The sequence below is a fragment of the Marinobacter sp. genome, assembly GCF_046484525.1.
In the GTDB taxonomy this organism is placed as follows: domain Bacteria; phylum Pseudomonadota; class Gammaproteobacteria; order Pseudomonadales; family Oleiphilaceae; genus Marinobacter.
Genome location: NZ_JAWOIS010000027.1, coordinates 1 through 15,110 on the forward strand (window position 1 = coordinate 1; position 15,110 = coordinate 15,110).

The window sequence follows — 15,110 nt, forward strand, 5'->3', positions numbered from 1 at the left end:
CGCCCTCGGATTTTGCCTTCCCGCACGATGCGGTCATGGCTGAAACCACGCCCAATACCGAAATGATCATGTTCTCGGACATGGACCTGGAAAAACTGACACTGATTCGTAACGAAGGGTCGGTGAACAATCTGAAGGACCGCCGGGAAGATATGTACGAGGTGCGGGTGAAATCATCGGACTGATAAGAACAAACCCTCTCACAATTAAGGAAGTGCCTGAGAGGGTTTCCGTAGGGCACTGATGGAATTGCCAATACCGTAAACAGTGTCTATTGTTTAATCATTATCCAGCCTGTCCGATCAGTGGACAGGTCGCAGTGGATAGGAATCTTAGCAGAGAACAGGATTCATGAACGAAGCATTACCGGATCTCATTGCCCGTTTCAGGATCAAGCAGGGGCTGTTCCGCAAGGAGTTGGTGGAGGCCTCCGTCTTTGAACTCGACAGCTACGGCTGCGTGATGAAAACCGACAAGGTCTTCGAGCCCGGCGACAGCCTGACTCTGGATCTGGTCATGGATATGCCCTTTGAAGAAATCTGTGCGGAAAGCGTTTCCGGCCTGGTGACCGAGCGCAGAAAGCACTGCAGCAATTTCTTCTACTCGATTGATTTTTCAGAGTTTGAGCCTGGATCGCCGAATGGCGACAAACTCAGGCGGATTCGCGAAGTGCTGTCCAGAAAACTGTCTCTGAAATCCCGCCGTACATCCTCAGGATCCATCTCCGGCTTCCGGCAAATGGCCTGATCGTTACTGTCCGTTCCACCACATCCGTAAGGAGACATTTCATGGCGAAGAAAGCCAAACCGAGCGTCGACAAGATCGTAAAGAAGGTCAACAAGGAGTTCGAGAAAACCTCATCCCAGATTGAGAGGCTCGTCAATGACGCCCTGAAGCAGTTCGACAGCCTGCAGACCCAGATCGAAGAGCCTGTACGCAAACTGCTCAAGGAAGTGAACGAGCTCCGGGAACGGGAAATGAAACGCTTCAACGAGGAGTTCGAGCGCCGCCTGGCCGAATTCCACGAACTCCAGAGCAGTATTCTGGAGCGCCTGGGCATGGCAGCCAAAGAAGCCGGCTCTGACGTCAAACAACTGACTGACGAAGTCAATAAGGAAGCCCAGGCCGCCGCCAAAAAAGCCGCGCCAAAAAAGGCTGCTTCTAAGAAGCGCACGACGAAGGCGAAGTCCGCGACCGCCGCGAAGAAGGCGCCGGCAAAGACTTCCGCCAAAAAGGCCGCCAAGCCCGTAGACAAGAGCGATCTGACCCTGGTCAAGGGTATCGGTCCGGCAACTGCCAAAAAGATGAAGGATGCGGGCATCACCTCCATCGACCAGATCGCCAACCCGTCTGCGGCTGACAGCGAAAAACTGAAAGCCTTCAAGAGCATCAAGAGATTTGACCAACTGACCGCCGAAGCCAAGAAAGTTATCTGATGCAAGCGCCTGACCAGCCTGTTTTACGGGACGTAGTCCTGGTTGGCGGAGGGCACAGCCACGTCGGGGTCCTCAAGCGGTTCGCCATGAACCCGGTCCCCGGTGTGCGCCTGACCCTCATCTGCCGCGACACCCACACCCCTTACTCCGGAATGCTGCCTGGCTATGTGGCCGGCCATTACAGCTACGATGATGTCCACATCGATCTGAGCCGACTTGCGGAATACGCCGGAGCGCGTTTTTACCGTGACGAAGCCATCGGTATCAACCGGACCAACAAACGCATCCTGTGCCGGAACCGGCCGAACGTGCCCTACGACATTCTCTCCATCAATATCGGCTCCTCGCCAAGGGTGAGTGAGGTCGAGGGTGCGGAGGAGCATGCCGTACCGGTGAAGCCCATCAACGGCTTCAACGAGCGCTGGTTGTCGTTGCTGTCCCGCATCGAGAACCACGAGGGCCCAATGTCCGTCGCGGTGGTCGGTGCCGGTGCAGGAGGCGTCGAGCTGACCCTCGCCATGCAGTTCCGGCTCCGGAACGAGCTCTCACAGCGCGGCAAGGATCCCGATCAGTTGCACTTTCATCTGTTTGACGCGGCGGACCAGATCCTTCCCACCCATAACGCAAAAGTGCGGGCAGTATTCGAGCGCAAACTGTCGGAACGGGGTGTAAGGGTGCATCTCGGCTCCCCGGTTTCCCGGGTCGAATCCGGCCTGCTGACCTCAGATTCTGGCGAGACACAGCAGGTGGATGAAGTACTCTGGGTTACCCGGGCCGGTGGCCCGGCCTGGCTGGAGGAAACCGGCCTGGCCCTGGACGAGGGCCGTTTCCTCCGGGTACGCGATACCTTGCAGAGCGAAAACGACGACAGCATTTTTGCTGCCGGCGATATCGCCAACGTGATCAATCATCCCCGGGAGAAAGCCGGCGTGTTCGCCGTGCGCCAGGGTCCGCCCCTGGCCGACAACCTGAAACTACTGGCCATCGGCAAGGACACACGCAACTTCTATCCCCAGAAGAAATGGCTGGCCCTGATCAGTACCGGCGACAAGTATGCAGTTGCCTCTCGCGGTGATGTGGAGTTCCACGGCCGCCTGGTCTGGCGCTGGAAAGACTGGATCGATCGGCGGTTCATGCGTAAGTTCAGTGACCTTCCTGCCATGGAAGAGTCCACCAGACTGCCGGATACCGCAGCGGCCCAGAGCGCCGAGGAAGCCTCCCAGGCCATCTCCGCCGTGGCCATGCGTTGTGGCGGTTGCGGCGCCAAGGTGGGCAGTACGGTTCTCTCCCGCGCCCTGAATGAACTCAAGCCCATCGAGCGAGACGATATCATCATCGGCCTGCACGCTCCGGACGATGCTGCCGTTCTGCGAGTACCGCCGGGCAAGGCCGTGGTGCATACCGTCGACTTCTTCCGGGCCTTTATCGATGATCCCTACGTGTTCGGCAAAGTCGCTGCCAATCACAGCCTGGGCGACGTATTCGCCATGGGAGCGGAAGCGCAGAGCGCGACCGCGGTGGCAACAGTACCCTACGGCATCGAATCCAAGGTGGAGGATGTTGTTTACCAGATGATGTCCGGTGCCGTGGAGGTCCTGAACGAAGCCGGCTGCGCGCTGGTGGGCGGTCACACCGGCGAAGGCAAGGAACTGGCTCTTGGCTTCGCGGTGAACGGCCTGATTGATCCTGAAGAGGTCATGAGCAAGGGCGGCTTGCGCGCCGGCGACGTGCTGATCCTGACCAAACCGATTGGTACCGGCACCCTGTTCGCTGCTCATGCCCGGCTTGCTGCCAAGGGTCGCTGGATCGATTCCGCCCTCGCCTCCATGATGCACTCCAACAAGCTGGGGGCCGAGTGCTTGCGGCGCTATGGCTCCAGGGCCTGCACGGATGTCACCGGTTTCGGCTTGCTGGGCCATTTGGTGGAAATGACCCGCCCCTCCGGCGTGGATGCGGAACTCGACCTTTCCGCCATCCCGGTGTTACCGGGTGCGGAAGAGACCGCGGCCGCGGGCATCCTGAGCTCCTTGCAGCCGGCCAACATTCGTTTGCGGCGGGGCATCCGCGACCAGGAGAAATGGGTGGATCACCCCCGCTACCCGCTGATCTTCGACCCCCAGACCGCCGGTGGTTTGCTCGCCAGCGTGGCCTCTGACCAGGCGGAAGCCTGTGTTCGGGAGTTGAAGGCGCTTGGCTATCCGCACACCGCAATTATCGGCAGGGTTTTGCCCCAGGACGAATCAGGTCCCATCGAACCGATCAGCCTTAAAGACTAACCGGCACCAACTCGTTCTGAACAGCGTTGGCAGGCAAGGGCCAACGCCTGTTCCAGGCTTTCCTGCTCCCTTTCCGGAGTAAATCGGACGGCAAGCCGGGTCACCCGGGATTTCAGGTCCTGCAGGAATTCCGGTTCGGCTTCCGCCTTACGAAGCAGGTTGGCCAGCGTCTGTTCGTCCCGGGCCGGAAAATAGCCCGGATAGTCATCGCCCAGCAGACCCCGGTTGCCGGGGATATCGCTGGCAAGTATCGGAATGCAGGCGCGGCAGGCTTCGGATACCACATTGGCACCGCCTTCCATCACGGAACTGATGACCATGAGCCGGCTGCTGGTGAGTAGCTCCCGGGTGCCCTGCTCATCCAGTTGCCTGAGCCACTCGAATCGTGGATTGTCGGCGGCTTCCTGCTCGGCCATTCGCTGCCATTCGGCGTTATGCGCCTTGCCGGCGGCAACCAACAGGATTCGGGATTCGTCAGGTAGCAGCCTTGCGGCCCGGGCTGCCCGCAGGGAATCCTTCTCGTCGCGCAGATGGCCAATAACGCAGACCCGGAAATGGTCGCTCGAGTGCTCCGGCGCTGGAGGTGGCGCGATGGCGGACTGGCAGAGAGTGACCAGTTTATCCCGAAAACGGGCGGGAATATCGTCTGCCACTCGATCATGCAGGCCAATGAGGGCATCGGCCGCGTCCATGGTGGCAAGGGTGGGCTCGGGAAATTCGATCTGGTGACGGTAGATATCGGTGCCGGTCAGCACCACGAGCAGCGGTATATTGGGCCAGAGCTCCCTGAAACGGCTTACTGCATCGCGGCTGCGCCAGGCATGCAACGCAATGAAAAGGTCACAGGGTTCACCCTGATAGTCCGTCACGACCTCCACCCGGTGGCCGGCATTCTCAAGCAATCTTTGCCAGCGTTCCGCCGTGGCCCGGTTGCCGGCCCGGGAGCCCGGAGCGGCAGGAGTAATCATTATTATTTTCATAGGTTGCAGTAGCTGGTAATCAGCTGAAAGAAAGACGTTTTTAGTTGAGCCGATAGGGCCTGCCAATCGTATAGCTGTTCAGAGTTCAGGTAAATCAAGGTATCCTGACCACCCTCCGAAACCAAGCGAAACAGGGATTTCAAATGGCTTTGAATCTGATACGGAAATTTGTGGCCTCCAGCCTTCTTTTCATGACGGCAGCCTCGGCAAGCGCGGAGACGTTTGTGTTCACGGCTATTCCCGATGAGGACGAGACCAAGTTGGTGGAGCGTTTTCGTGGCGTGGCCGACTACCTGTCGGAGCAGCTGGACGTGGATGTGCGCTACATCCCGGTAAAATCCTACGCAGCGGCGATCTCCGCCTTCCGCAATAATCAGGTTCAACTGGCCTGGTTCGGTGGTTTGTCCGGCGTTCAGGCCCGTCGTCTGGTCCCCGGCTCCGAGGCCATTGCCCAGGGCGTGGAAGACGAAGCCTTCCAGACCTATTTCATTGCCAACACCAGCACCGGCATTGAGCCGGTTGAGGAGTTGGCCGAGCTGGAAGACCAGCTCCGGGGCAAGACCTTCACCTTTGGTTCCAAAGGCTCTACCTCAGGGCGCCTGATGCCCGAATTCCACATTCGTGAGACCTTCAATGAAGCCCCTGAAGATTTCTTCGGACGGGTCGGTTTCAGCGGCAACCACACCCGTACCCTGCGCCTGGTCGAGTCCGGCACCTATGAAGTCGGCGCCCTCAACTTCCAGGTATGGGAAAAGGAACTGGAGAACGGCAACATCGATACCAACGCCGTCCAGGTTATTTGGGAAACCCCTGCTTACCCGGACTATCAGTGGACCATCCGTGGCGACGTGAATGAGCGCTTCGGCGATGGCTTCAAGGCCAGGGTGAAGGAAGCCCTGCTGGCGCTGGATGACCAGGAACTCCTGGAAAGCTTCCCCCGTTCCGGCTTTATCCCTGCCTCCAACGAGGACTATGAGCCCATTCGCAAGACTGCCGAAGAGATTGGAATCCTTGATTGATGTCCGGATTTGATCTCTCAGGCCTCAAAGCCTCATTCGGGGGAGCGCGCGTCCTCGGGCCGCTCTCCCTTCGTGTCCGGGAAGGCGAGAAGGTTGCCCTCGTTGGAAAAAGCGGCGCGGGCAAATCCACGCTGATCCGCCTGATCCACGAACAGGTGGGCCGCAACTCCTCGCTGGTTCCCCAGGAACTGGGCCTGGTCAACGCCCTGCCCGTTTACCATAACGTGTACATGGGCCAGCTGGACAAGCATCCCACCTGGTACAACACCCTGACCCTGATCCGGCCCTTCGCCGCCGACCGGGCTGCAGTTAAGAGCCTGCTGAGCGATCTGGGGATGGCCGAGAAGTTGTGGATTCCCACTGCGTCCCTGTCCGGCGGGCAGCGCCAGCGGGTTGCCATTGCCCGGGCAATCTACCGGAATGAAAACCTGCTGCTGGCGGATGAACCGGTCTCGGCGCTGGATGGCCCCAGGGCCCATCAGGTGATGGCCCTGCTCAGGGACCGATTTGCCACCAGCGTCATTGCCCTGCACGATGTAGAACTGGCACTGCAGTACTGCAACCGGATTGTCGGCATTCAGGACGGCCTGGTAGAACTGGACGAACCCAGCGACCGCCTGTCGCCCTCCGACATCATGTCCCTGTACTGAGGTTATCGGCGGATTCCATGCTTTCCTATCCTACGGTCAGAGCAAGCCTGATTTTTGTCGCCGTCGCGGCGGTAGGGCTGCTGTTTGCGGATATCGCCATCACCGCCTCCAATCCCTGGCGGGACCTGGGCAACTTCTTCCTCGGCGTGGTTACGCCCAATTTCTTCAGTTCCGAGGGACTGCTGACCGCCCTGCTGCGAACCGTAGCCTTCGCCTTCGTGGGCGTGGCGCTGGGCAGCTTCTTCGGCTTCTTGCTTGCATTGGTGTATCGCCTCCTCCCGGTACGCATCTTCTGCGCGTTTATCCGGGCCATCCATGAGCTTTTCTGGGCACTGATCTTCCTGCAGTTTTTTGGCTTCCACCCGCTGACCGGGGTGCTGGCCATTGCCATTCCCTATTCCGGGATCTTTGCCAAGGTCTACTCGGAAATCCTCGATGAGGCTGATCCGGAACCCCGGCGCCTGCTGCCGCCGGGCACAGGTATGATTGCGGCGTTTCTTTACACCCGCATTCCGGATTGCTGGCAGCAGATAAGAACCTACACGGCGTACCGACTGGAGTGCGGCCTTCGCTCCAGTGCCATCCTCGGTTTTGTGGGCCTGCCCACTCTCGGCTTCTACCTTGAGTCCTCCTTTTCCCAGGGGCTCTACTCCGATGCCGGGGCCATGCTGATCCTGTTTTACGTACTGATCGCCACCATTCCCCTGTGGGTCCGCCCAAAACTGCTGCCCATCTATATCCTGGCGGCACCGTTTTTCCTCGGGGAGGGGTTGCCCATCGTGTGGGGCAATGTGGAACGCTTCTTCACCGAAGACATCATCCCCGCACCTCTGCGCACTGGTGAAGGTATGGCCGGGATGGTGCCCTGGCTCCATGACCTGATGGTGAACGAGGCACTGCCCGGAATCTGGAATACCGTCCTGCTGACGCAAATTGCCCTGGTTGCCACCGGCATTCTGGCACTGCTCGCGTTCCCGCTGATCTCCAATCATTTCGGAGGCCCGGTGCGCCGGACCAGTGGGCATGTGTTCCTGGTTATCGCCCGTTCGACCCCGGAGTACATCCTGGCCTACATACTGCTACAGCTCTGGGGCCCATCCATGTTGCCGGCCATGGTTGCCCTTGCCCTGCACAACGGCGGCATCATCGGACATCTGATCGGCCGTCAGACCAACACCCTGCGGCTACGGCCCGACGCATCCACCGGATTCAACCGCTACACCTGGGAACTCATTCCCCGGGTGTACCGTTCGTTCCTGGCATTCCTGTTCTACCGCTGGGAAATCATCATGCGGGAAACCGCCATCCTGGGGATCCTCGGCATCTATACTCTCGGCTTCTATGTCGACAGCGCCATCCAGAACATCCGGTTCGATCGGGCCATGGTACTGATCCTCATTACGGCGCTGCTCAATATTGGCGTTGATGCACTGGGCCGCTATATCCGCCGCAAGCTCGCCCTGCAGACGATGCCCACCTGCTGAACCTGCCTGAGACCAGCGTCACAAGTTGGTAAACCCAGCGTTCGTCCCTGGATAAATTGCTGAACCGTTGGCAGCTTTCCGTCGTTACAGATTGTTACAATCGTTTCGTTCAGGGAGGTCTATCAAGGTGGTCGAGGATATGTCGTATTGGCTGGTGCCATTCGCACAGGCGGGCTTGTTTGCACTTTTGCTCTTGCTCGGGGTTCAGATGTTCCGGCTGTCACGGAAGGGGGCGCTGGTCGAAGGCATTGGTGATGAACCAACCCGGCCTCCCGAAAGCAAGGCAACCGGGGGCGGAAAGGCTTCCAACAGCCGATACCGCACCGAACTTTTCACCCAGCTTCACATCCTTGCCGCGCTGCAGGAACGGGAATGCCGGAATAAAGGGTTGGACCGGCCCGAGGCGGCACGCATCGTGGGCCCCTGCGCCACCGCCTGGCTTTATGGTGCTGGTTGTGCCCTGTGCGACGAATCCGACCGGCACTCGGAAACCCTGGCCGGCCTGGTGGCACATATTGTCGGCCGGAAAACCGGAATCGCTCGTGCAGAGGCCCTCTCGGTCATTGAGGAATTGACCGCCAGCAACATCTACCTCGCCTGCTTCCGTGGTGGTCTGGACGGCGCCAATCACTGGCGGGAGCACAACCATGTACCCAGCCCATCCGGTCTCTGTGAATTGGTGGCGGGCCATACTTTCATCTAGGTGGTGAGTATTAACGGGCCCAGAAGGTGAGCTTCATCGGGTTACCGCCCACCGGCTCTTCCGCGCTCTGAAGCTCAATCCGCCATTCCATTTCCGAGCCGGTGGTGCAGAACGGCGCAGTGAATCGGGCGGTCCATGTTTCACCGCCCTGGTGCTTCAGAGGAATCGGATATTCGCCCATATACATGGATTCGCCCCGCAATACCGCCAGGAAACGGTCGGGGGCCTCAGGCGCATTCACGGTGACCTGGAACTCAGTGCCCTGGTCCCCTTCGCCGAGCGGTTCCAATTCGACCAGCCAGGTGCCCTCTTCCCCTTCCCACTGGCAATCCCGTTCCAGCAAGTCGCACCGGGGCAGATCAGCACGTGACACCTCGTCGGACACGGGAGAACTCAGGAAACGGGGGCCAAACACCAGTAATGCAACCAGCCCGATAATCAAACCTGTAACCGCAATTGCCCGTATCATTACCCACCTCTTTTCGCCAAAGGCGCATTATGGGGATTTCCCCTGCCAAGGCAAAGGTTTCTAAACAGGCGCCAGTCGTGAGAAAATACTGCGCCTCCTAGGGAGCCTCTGATCACCTCCACCTTCTGACACAGGATACGCCCGTGCAACCGGATATTTCCGTCTGGCACCTGAACAAAACCTATGGCGATGGATTCCAGGCGTTGAAAGACATCAACCTGGAGATCGATCGCGGCGAGATCTTCGCCCTGCTTGGCCCCAACGGTGCCGGCAAGACCACCCTGATCAGCATCATCTGCGGCATCGTCAACCCGACCAGCGGTGAGGTCAAAGCCGCCGGCTATGACATCGTCAAGGATTACCGGAAAGCCCGGGAAACCATCGGCCTCGTGCCCCAGGAGCTGAACACTGACTCCTTTGAAACCGTCTGGGATGCGGTTTCTTTCAGCCGCGGGCTGTTCGGTAAGGCACCGAATCCGGACCACATCGAGAAAACCCTCAAGGCACTGTCACTCTGGGACAAGCGCAACAACCGGATCATGTCCCTCTCCGGCGGCATGAAGCGGCGCGTGATGATCGCCAAGGCGCTGTCCCACGAGCCCCAGATCCTGTTCCTGGATGAGCCGACAGCGGGGGTGGACGTGGAACTGCGGCGGGATATGTGGGAGATGGTGCGCAAGCTGCGGGAGAACGGCGTCACCATCATCCTGACCACCCACTACATTGAAGAAGCCGAGGAAATGGCGGACCGCATCGGCGTAATCCGGCAGGGGGAAATCATCCTGGTGGAAGACAAGGCCCAGCTGATGACGAAGCTCGGCAAAAAGGAGCTGCGCCTCCAGCTCCAGCACAAGCTCGACCAGGTGCCCGGGGAACTCACCCTGGAACCGGTGGAACTGGCCGACGACGGCTGGGAGCTGATCTTCACCTTTGATTCCCAGCAGGAGCAGGCTGGGGTGGCGAGGCTGTTGCGCACACTGGGCGATCTCGGCATTGAATACCGGGATCTGCAAACCCGGGAAAGTTCCCTGGAAGAGATTTTTGTCGGCCTCGTCCACGAGTAGCCCGACCTGACGGAGAATCGAATGAACATTTACGGTATCCGCGCAATCTACAAATTCGAAATGGCCCGGATGAAACGCACAGTGATGCAGAGCGTACTCTCACCGGTGATTTCCACCTGCCTGTACTTCGTGGTGTTCGGCTCGGCCATCGGCTCGCGCATGGGCGATATCGACAACATCAGTTACGGTGCCTACATCATTCCCGGCCTGGTGATGCTGTCGCTGCTGATGCAGAGCATTTCCAACGCCTCCTTCGGTATCTACATGCCCAAATTCTCGGGCACCATCTACGAGGTGCTGTCGGCGCCGGTCTCCTATGTGGAGGTCGTCATCGGCTATGTCGGCGCGGCAGCAACCAAGTCGGTGATCCTTGGTCTTATCATCCTGGCCACGGCCAAACTGTTCGTGGACTACACCGTGCTGCATCCATTCTGGATGCTGTCGTTCCTGGTGCTCACATCAATAACGTTCAGCCTGTTCGGTTTCATCATCGGCATCTGGGCGGACGGCTTCGAGAAACTGCAGATCGTGCCCATGATGATCGTCACGCCGCTGGTCTTCCTGGGCGGCACCTTCTACTCCATCGAAATGCTGCCCGAAATCTGGCAGACCATCAGCCTGTTCAACCCGGTAGTGTATCTGATCAGCGGTTTCCGCTGGGCGTTTTACGGGGTATCTGACGTGCATGTAGGGATCAGCGTGGGCATGACCATGGTGTTCCTGACCCTGTGCATGACCGCCGTCTGGTGGATCTTCAAGACCGGCTACCGGCTGCGCTCCTGATGGCTGCTATTCGATGGGCCAGCCTTGTGCTGGCGTTTGTCCTGGTAACCGGGTGCGGGGTCAGCGCCACCCCGGCCCAGTCCGACCTGCCCATGGCAGACGCATGCTTCGTGACCGACTCAGATTCTGTTCCAGTGGTCCTGGAAGTAGCCAGCACGTCGGAACAGAGGCAGGTAGGGCTCATGGGGAGGACAGAATTGCCGGCAAGCCACGGCATGCTTTTCCGGTATGAGGAACAAAGGGAACCAAAGAACGGTTTCTGGATGTATCGCACACTGATTCCCATGGATATCGCTTTTCTGGACCGGGAAGGCACCATTCGCAATATCCGCACAATGGTGCCCTGCTCCGCCTCACAGGGCAGGAACTGCCCCATCTACCCGGCGGGCGTCCACTACTGGTCCGCCGTGGAGATGAACGCCGGCTTCTACCTCGCCAACGGTGTCGAGGTGGGCGACCGACTGGTCCTGGATGGCGAGAACTGCCGGGCGAAAGATTAGCTGTCCTTCCACTCGGGCTTGCGCTTTTCCAGGAACGCACAGATGCCTTCCTGGGCGTCGTTGGCCTGCATATTTTCCGCCATCACCGTTGACGTATACTCGTAGGCCTCCGCCAGTGGCATTTCCAGCTGGCGGTAGAACGCGCTCTTGCCAATCTTCAGGGTGTGGCCGGATTTCTCCGCAATGGTGCGTGCCATCTGATAGACGGTTTCATCCAGAACCTGCTCGTCCACCACGCGGTTGACCAGCCCAATCTGCTCCGCCTTCGGCGCACTGACCAGCTCCCCGGTCAGCAGCATTTCCATCGCATGCTTGCGGGAGACATTCCGCGACAGCGCCACCATCGGGGTGGAACAGAACAACCCGATGTTCACACCCGGCGTGGCAAAGCGTGCGGTATCCGCGGCGACCGCCAGATCACAGGACGCCACCAGCTGACACCCGGCCGCCGTCGCCACTCCCGCGACCCGGGCAATCACCGGCTTGGGCAGGTTCACAATCTGCTGCATCACCTTGCTGCACAGGTTGAACAGACCCAGCTGAAAGTCATGACTGTCGAACTGATCCCGGATTTCCTTCAGATCGTGCCCGGCGCAGAACACATTACCGCGCGCGGCCAGAACCACGACCCGCGTTTCCGCATCCGCCGCTACCCGCTCAAGCTCGTCCGACAAGGCCTCCAGCATGGCCACGGACAGGCTGTTGCGACGCTCCGGCTGATTCAGCGTGAGCGTGGTGATTCCGTTTTCCGAATAATGCGTTACCAACGCATCGCTAACCTCGGTCATGAGATGAACCTCCTGAACGTGTTGTCATTCTTTTGATTCAGTATCAGCCAGGAGTAGCGCTCTGTCGAAGGGACTTTGGTCGGATTCATTAGGAGGGTTAGCTCCTATTAACCAGATAGCGGTTGCAAATGCAGTATCCGTCCACAGGATAACAGGTAGACACTCGTTAGATACGGGAGGAGGACCGGATGTCCAGATCACTGATTCTCAAGATTATCGTGGCCATCGCCATCATCGGCGGCGGGATTTTCGTCATAATCAAAGACGAACCAAACCCGCCCACCGGCGACATCAACCGCATTGAGCCCTTGCCCAAACAGGACAGCCCATGACCCACGCCAAACGCGTTTACCTGGCCGGCCCGGAGGTCTTCTTCCCGGCAACCGAACACCAGATCATCGTGACCGAGAAGAAACGCATTCTCCGGGAACTGGGCTGGGAGGGCGTGGATCCCCTCGATACCGGACTGGAATTCGGCGATGCCGAATCCCCGCAGCAGCGTGGCTTCCGGATTTACCGCGCCAATCGCGAACTGATGGACAGCTGCAATGCCATTATTGCTAATCTCACGCCCTTTCGCGGAATCAGCGCCGACCCGGGAACTGTATTTGAAGTCGGCTACATGATCGGCCAGGGGAAACAGGCGATTGGCTACAGCCTCAACCCCCTCACCTACCGCCACCGGGCCGGAAACCGCACCCACGACGATCTGGGCCATGCCATCGAGAATTTCGACCTGGCGGACAACCTGATGATCGAGTGCGGAATCGTCGAGTCCGGTGGCCGGCTTTTTGTGGCCGAGCACCGGTCAGAGTTAGAGTTCTTTGACTCGGAACTATTCGAGAAGTGTGTCCGGGCGCCAAAAGACTGACCCCCTCCTGATGGCCAGGGACCTGTTCATAGAGCATTAGGGAGTAGCCTCTTGCAGACCACACGGATCAAAGGCCTGACCATTGCCGCCCTGGGCGTCCTGTTTATTGTCCCGGACGCGCTGCTCGTAAAAATCACCTCCGTACCGCCGGTCGTATTCCTGTTCTGGCGAGGCCTGCTGCTGACCTTCAGCTTCTGGCTAATCAGCTGGCTGAGATACCGCGACCGGCTGACGACAGAAATCAGGCGCTGCGGCTGGAAAGGCATCTTCTGCGCAGGAGCCTTCGCCGTCAGCACCCTGGGATTTGTCGTGGGCATGAAAAACACGGCCGCTGGCAACGTGCTGGTGATACTCAACACCTCACCCGTCATCGCCGCGCTGATTGCCTGGCTGGTCTGGAAGGAAACCCTGCCCTGGAGAACCTGGATCGTTATCCTGGTCTGCGTCACAGGCGCAACCTTCATGGCCGTCGGCGAACTCGGCAAAGGCGATCCACTCGGCCTGATCATGGCCGGCATCGCCGCCACCGCCCTCGCCTCCAACCTCAACGTCGCCCGCTCCCGCCCAGACTGCGACATGAGCGTGATGCTGATGTTCGGCGCCCTGGCACTGGCCATCATCGCGGCACTCATGGGCGGCGCCGAGCTCCTTTCGGCGAGAGACGCTTTTTTCATCGGCCTGCTCTGCCTGGTCTTCCTGCCCATGGCCTGCATTCTGATCCAGATCGGGCCACGCTACATACCGGCGGCAGAGGTTAGCCTGATGCTGTTGCTGGAAACGGTGCTGGGGTCTTTTCTGGTTTGGCTGTTTCTGGGGGAAGTGCCACCGAAGCTTAGTCTGATTGGCGGGGTGATTGTCTTTTCAGCGCTGGCTACCCATGGCTGGATAGAAGTAAGACGGTATCGCAAAGCACGGGTGGCATGAGCCACAGAATTATGGTGCCCGGAGCCGGAATCGAACCGGCACGACCTAACGGTCGAGAGATTTTAAGTCTCTTGTGTCTACCAATTTCACCATCCGGGCATTCGGAGGGAGGTTTAGAGGGGCAGAATTGTATAAGGCCATGTGCCGTAACGCAATTCTGAATCCCGCTGCCGTCAGATCTCTGCTGGCTTCACCGCCCTCCCCTTGTAGATGTAACCGGCGATCTTCGGGGCGCTGGGGATGTAGAGGTTTTCCAGTTCCCGGATCTCGAAACCGGCTTCTCGGATGAGGTCGGCGATGTGGCGGTTCAGGTGGCAGCCGCCGGCGACTTTCTTCCACGCCGGGGTGATGCGGTGCTGCCATTTTTTTACGCCGTGATGGTCGGATTCCCCGTGTTCCAGGAAGATCAGTTCGCCGCCCGGTTTGAGGACGCGTTTCATCTGTTGCAGCGCGGTGTGCCAGTCGGGAATGGTGCACAGGGTGAAGGTGAGCAGCACGGTGTCGATGGTGTTGTCTTCCAGGGGGATCTTTTCACCGGGCAGGTCCAGCCACTCGACCTTGATGCTGGAGCGTCGCAGGTTTGGTTGGGCTTTGCGCCGCATTCCTTCGGAGGGTTCCAGGCCGTAAACGAGGTCGACTTTGTCGGTATCGTAGAATTCCAGGTTGATGGCCGATCCCATGCCCACTTCCAGCACGGTTCCCCGGGCGTGGGGAACCACCTGGCTTCTCAGCTTCATCACCTGGCCCATGGAGCAGGCCTTGTCTATGATGTGAGGGAGTATCCGGTCTTCGTAAAAGCTCATTGGTGTCACCATAATTGTTATAAATCAATCGGTGCGACAATCTGCCCTATCGGTTTTGTCGTGTCATTGAGTAGCATGGTATTCATCTGCCGGTAATTACAACATAACAATATGAGCTAAGGCAGCGGCTGGGCGGGTGTAGTGTCCCGGCTGGCTAATTCGCTAACCTACTGAGCCACTGAGGGCCTTGAGAGCAAGGCGTGGTGACGAAAATTTGGTGGTTCCAAATTGAGACACCGCAACGCGGCTATCAAGGCCCTCAGTGGCTCCCGAAGGGCGCTACGCTGAAGCCTCTGCCCGGTGTTGTCAGCCCTTGATGTGGAGCCACCACACCTGCGGACTGACGCCTTGGTCAGAGGC

Annotated in this window: 17 protein-coding genes, 1 tRNA gene and 1 pseudogene; 14 read left to right on the plus strand and 5 right to left on the minus strand. The window is 59.0% G+C overall.

Going from position 1 to position 15,110, the window contains the following annotated elements; genetic code table 11:
- The 4 genes and pseudogenes from R6W86_RS06240 to selD form a co-directional block, all read left to right on the plus strand.
- Window positions 1–185 (plus strand): annotated as a pseudogene (locus R6W86_RS06240) (hydrolase); the annotation flags it as partial.
- 166 nt (window positions 186–351) lie between these two features.
- Window positions 352–747: a hypothetical protein gene (locus R6W86_RS06245; protein WP_410328513.1), complete on the plus strand. Its 396-nt coding sequence runs from the start codon at window positions 352–354 to the stop codon at window positions 745–747.
- A gap of 41 nt (window positions 748–788) precedes the next feature.
- On the plus strand, window positions 789–1,436 hold the full coding sequence (locus R6W86_RS06250) for a helix-hairpin-helix domain-containing protein (protein WP_410328514.1): 648 nt from the start codon (window positions 789–791) through the stop codon (window positions 1,434–1,436).
- Window positions 1,436–3,712, plus strand: coding sequence for a selenide, water dikinase SelD (gene selD, locus R6W86_RS06255; protein ID WP_410328515.1), 2,277 nt, complete (start codon window positions 1,436–1,438; stop codon window positions 3,710–3,712). The genes R6W86_RS06250 and selD overlap by 1 nt, the downstream gene beginning before the upstream one ends.
- Here the strand turns inward: selD and senB are convergent.
- A complete protein-coding gene (gene senB, locus R6W86_RS06260) occupies window positions 3,709–4,680 on the minus strand; it encodes a selenoneine biosynthesis selenosugar synthase SenB (RefSeq protein WP_410328516.1) in 972 nt (323 codons plus the stop codon). The two genes, selD and senB, sit on opposite strands and share 4 nt — an antisense overlap.
- A 155-nt stretch (window positions 4,681–4,835) precedes the next feature.
- Between senB and R6W86_RS06265 the strand changes: the two genes are divergently transcribed.
- The 4 genes from R6W86_RS06265 (at window position 4,836) to R6W86_RS06280 (ending at window position 8,548) form a co-directional block, all read left to right on the plus strand.
- Window positions 4,836–5,711: a putative selenate ABC transporter substrate-binding protein gene (locus R6W86_RS06265; RefSeq protein ID WP_410328517.1), complete on the plus strand. Its 876-nt coding sequence runs from the start codon at window positions 4,836–4,838 to the stop codon at window positions 5,709–5,711.
- Complete coding sequence (locus tag R6W86_RS06270; protein ID WP_410328518.1) at window positions 5,711–6,361, plus strand: ATP-binding cassette domain-containing protein; 651 nt, start codon at window positions 5,711–5,713, stop codon at window positions 6,359–6,361. Before R6W86_RS06265 ends, R6W86_RS06270 begins: the two co-directional genes overlap by 1 nt.
- Window positions 6,362–6,378: 17 nt before the next feature.
- Window positions 6,379–7,845, plus strand: a complete 1,467-nt coding sequence (locus R6W86_RS06275; RefSeq protein WP_410328519.1) for a PhnE/PtxC family ABC transporter permease — start codon at window positions 6,379–6,381, stop codon at window positions 7,843–7,845.
- Window positions 7,846–7,984: 139 nt separating this feature from the next.
- Window positions 7,985–8,548: a hypothetical protein gene (locus R6W86_RS06280; protein WP_410328520.1), complete on the plus strand. Its 564-nt coding sequence runs from the start codon at window positions 7,985–7,987 to the stop codon at window positions 8,546–8,548.
- A gap of 10 nt (window positions 8,549–8,558) precedes the next feature.
- On the opposite strand, the gene R6W86_RS06285 is transcribed toward R6W86_RS06280, so the two are convergent.
- Complete coding sequence (locus R6W86_RS06285) at window positions 8,559–9,017, minus strand: hypothetical protein (protein WP_410328521.1); 459 nt, start codon at window positions 9,015–9,017, stop codon at window positions 8,559–8,561.
- 143 nt (window positions 9,018–9,160) lie between these two features.
- On the opposite strand from R6W86_RS06285, the gene R6W86_RS06290 reads away from it, so the two are divergent.
- From R6W86_RS06290 to R6W86_RS06300, 3 genes are read left to right on the plus strand one after another with little or no spacing between them, the layout of a single operon-like run.
- Window positions 9,161–10,081, plus strand: coding sequence for an ABC transporter ATP-binding protein (locus R6W86_RS06290; RefSeq protein WP_410328522.1), 921 nt, complete (start codon window positions 9,161–9,163; stop codon window positions 10,079–10,081).
- Window positions 10,082–10,102: 21 nt separating this feature from the next.
- Entirely contained in the window at window positions 10,103–10,864 is a 762-nt protein-coding gene (locus tag R6W86_RS06295; protein ID WP_410328523.1) for an ABC transporter permease, read from the plus strand.
- Window positions 10,864–11,364, plus strand: coding sequence for a DUF192 domain-containing protein (locus tag R6W86_RS06300; protein ID WP_410328524.1), 501 nt, complete (start codon window positions 10,864–10,866; stop codon window positions 11,362–11,364). The genes R6W86_RS06295 and R6W86_RS06300 overlap by 1 nt, the downstream gene beginning before the upstream one ends.
- On the opposite strand, the gene R6W86_RS06305 is transcribed toward R6W86_RS06300, so the two are convergent.
- Window positions 11,361–12,152, minus strand: a complete 792-nt coding sequence (locus R6W86_RS06305) for an enoyl-CoA hydratase (RefSeq protein WP_410328525.1) — start codon at window positions 12,150–12,152, stop codon at window positions 11,361–11,363. The genes R6W86_RS06300 and R6W86_RS06305 overlap by 4 nt on opposite strands.
- Window positions 12,153–12,340: 188 nt before the next feature.
- On the opposite strand from R6W86_RS06305, the gene R6W86_RS06310 reads away from it, so the two are divergent.
- Genes R6W86_RS06310 through R6W86_RS06320 form a run of 3 tightly spaced genes read left to right on the plus strand, consistent with a single transcriptional unit; the run spans window position 12,341 to window position 13,947 of the window.
- A complete protein-coding gene (locus tag R6W86_RS06310) occupies window positions 12,341–12,484 on the plus strand; it encodes a hypothetical protein (protein WP_410328526.1) in 144 nt (47 codons plus the stop codon).
- The gene (locus R6W86_RS06315; protein ID WP_410328527.1) at window positions 12,481–13,023 is read left to right on the plus strand and encodes a nucleoside 2-deoxyribosyltransferase; all 543 of its coding nucleotides are present in this window, start codon (window positions 12,481–12,483) and stop codon (window positions 13,021–13,023) included. The genes R6W86_RS06310 and R6W86_RS06315 overlap by 4 nt, the downstream gene beginning before the upstream one ends.
- A 51-nt stretch (window positions 13,024–13,074) precedes the next feature.
- Window positions 13,075–13,947 (plus strand): DMT family transporter, encoded by an 873-nt coding sequence (locus R6W86_RS06320; protein WP_410328528.1) that lies wholly within the window; start codon window positions 13,075–13,077, stop codon window positions 13,945–13,947.
- Between the two features lie 12 nt (window positions 13,948–13,959).
- Here the strand turns inward: R6W86_RS06320 and R6W86_RS06325 are convergent.
- Together R6W86_RS06325 and R6W86_RS06330 are read right to left on the minus strand one after the other, a co-directional pair.
- Window positions 13,960–14,046 (minus strand) — tRNA-Leu (locus R6W86_RS06325).
- Between the two features lie 74 nt (window positions 14,047–14,120).
- Entirely contained in the window at window positions 14,121–14,750 is a 630-nt protein-coding gene (locus tag R6W86_RS06330) for a class I SAM-dependent methyltransferase (protein WP_410328529.1), read from the minus strand.
- Between the last annotated feature and the right edge of the window lie 360 nt (window positions 14,751–15,110).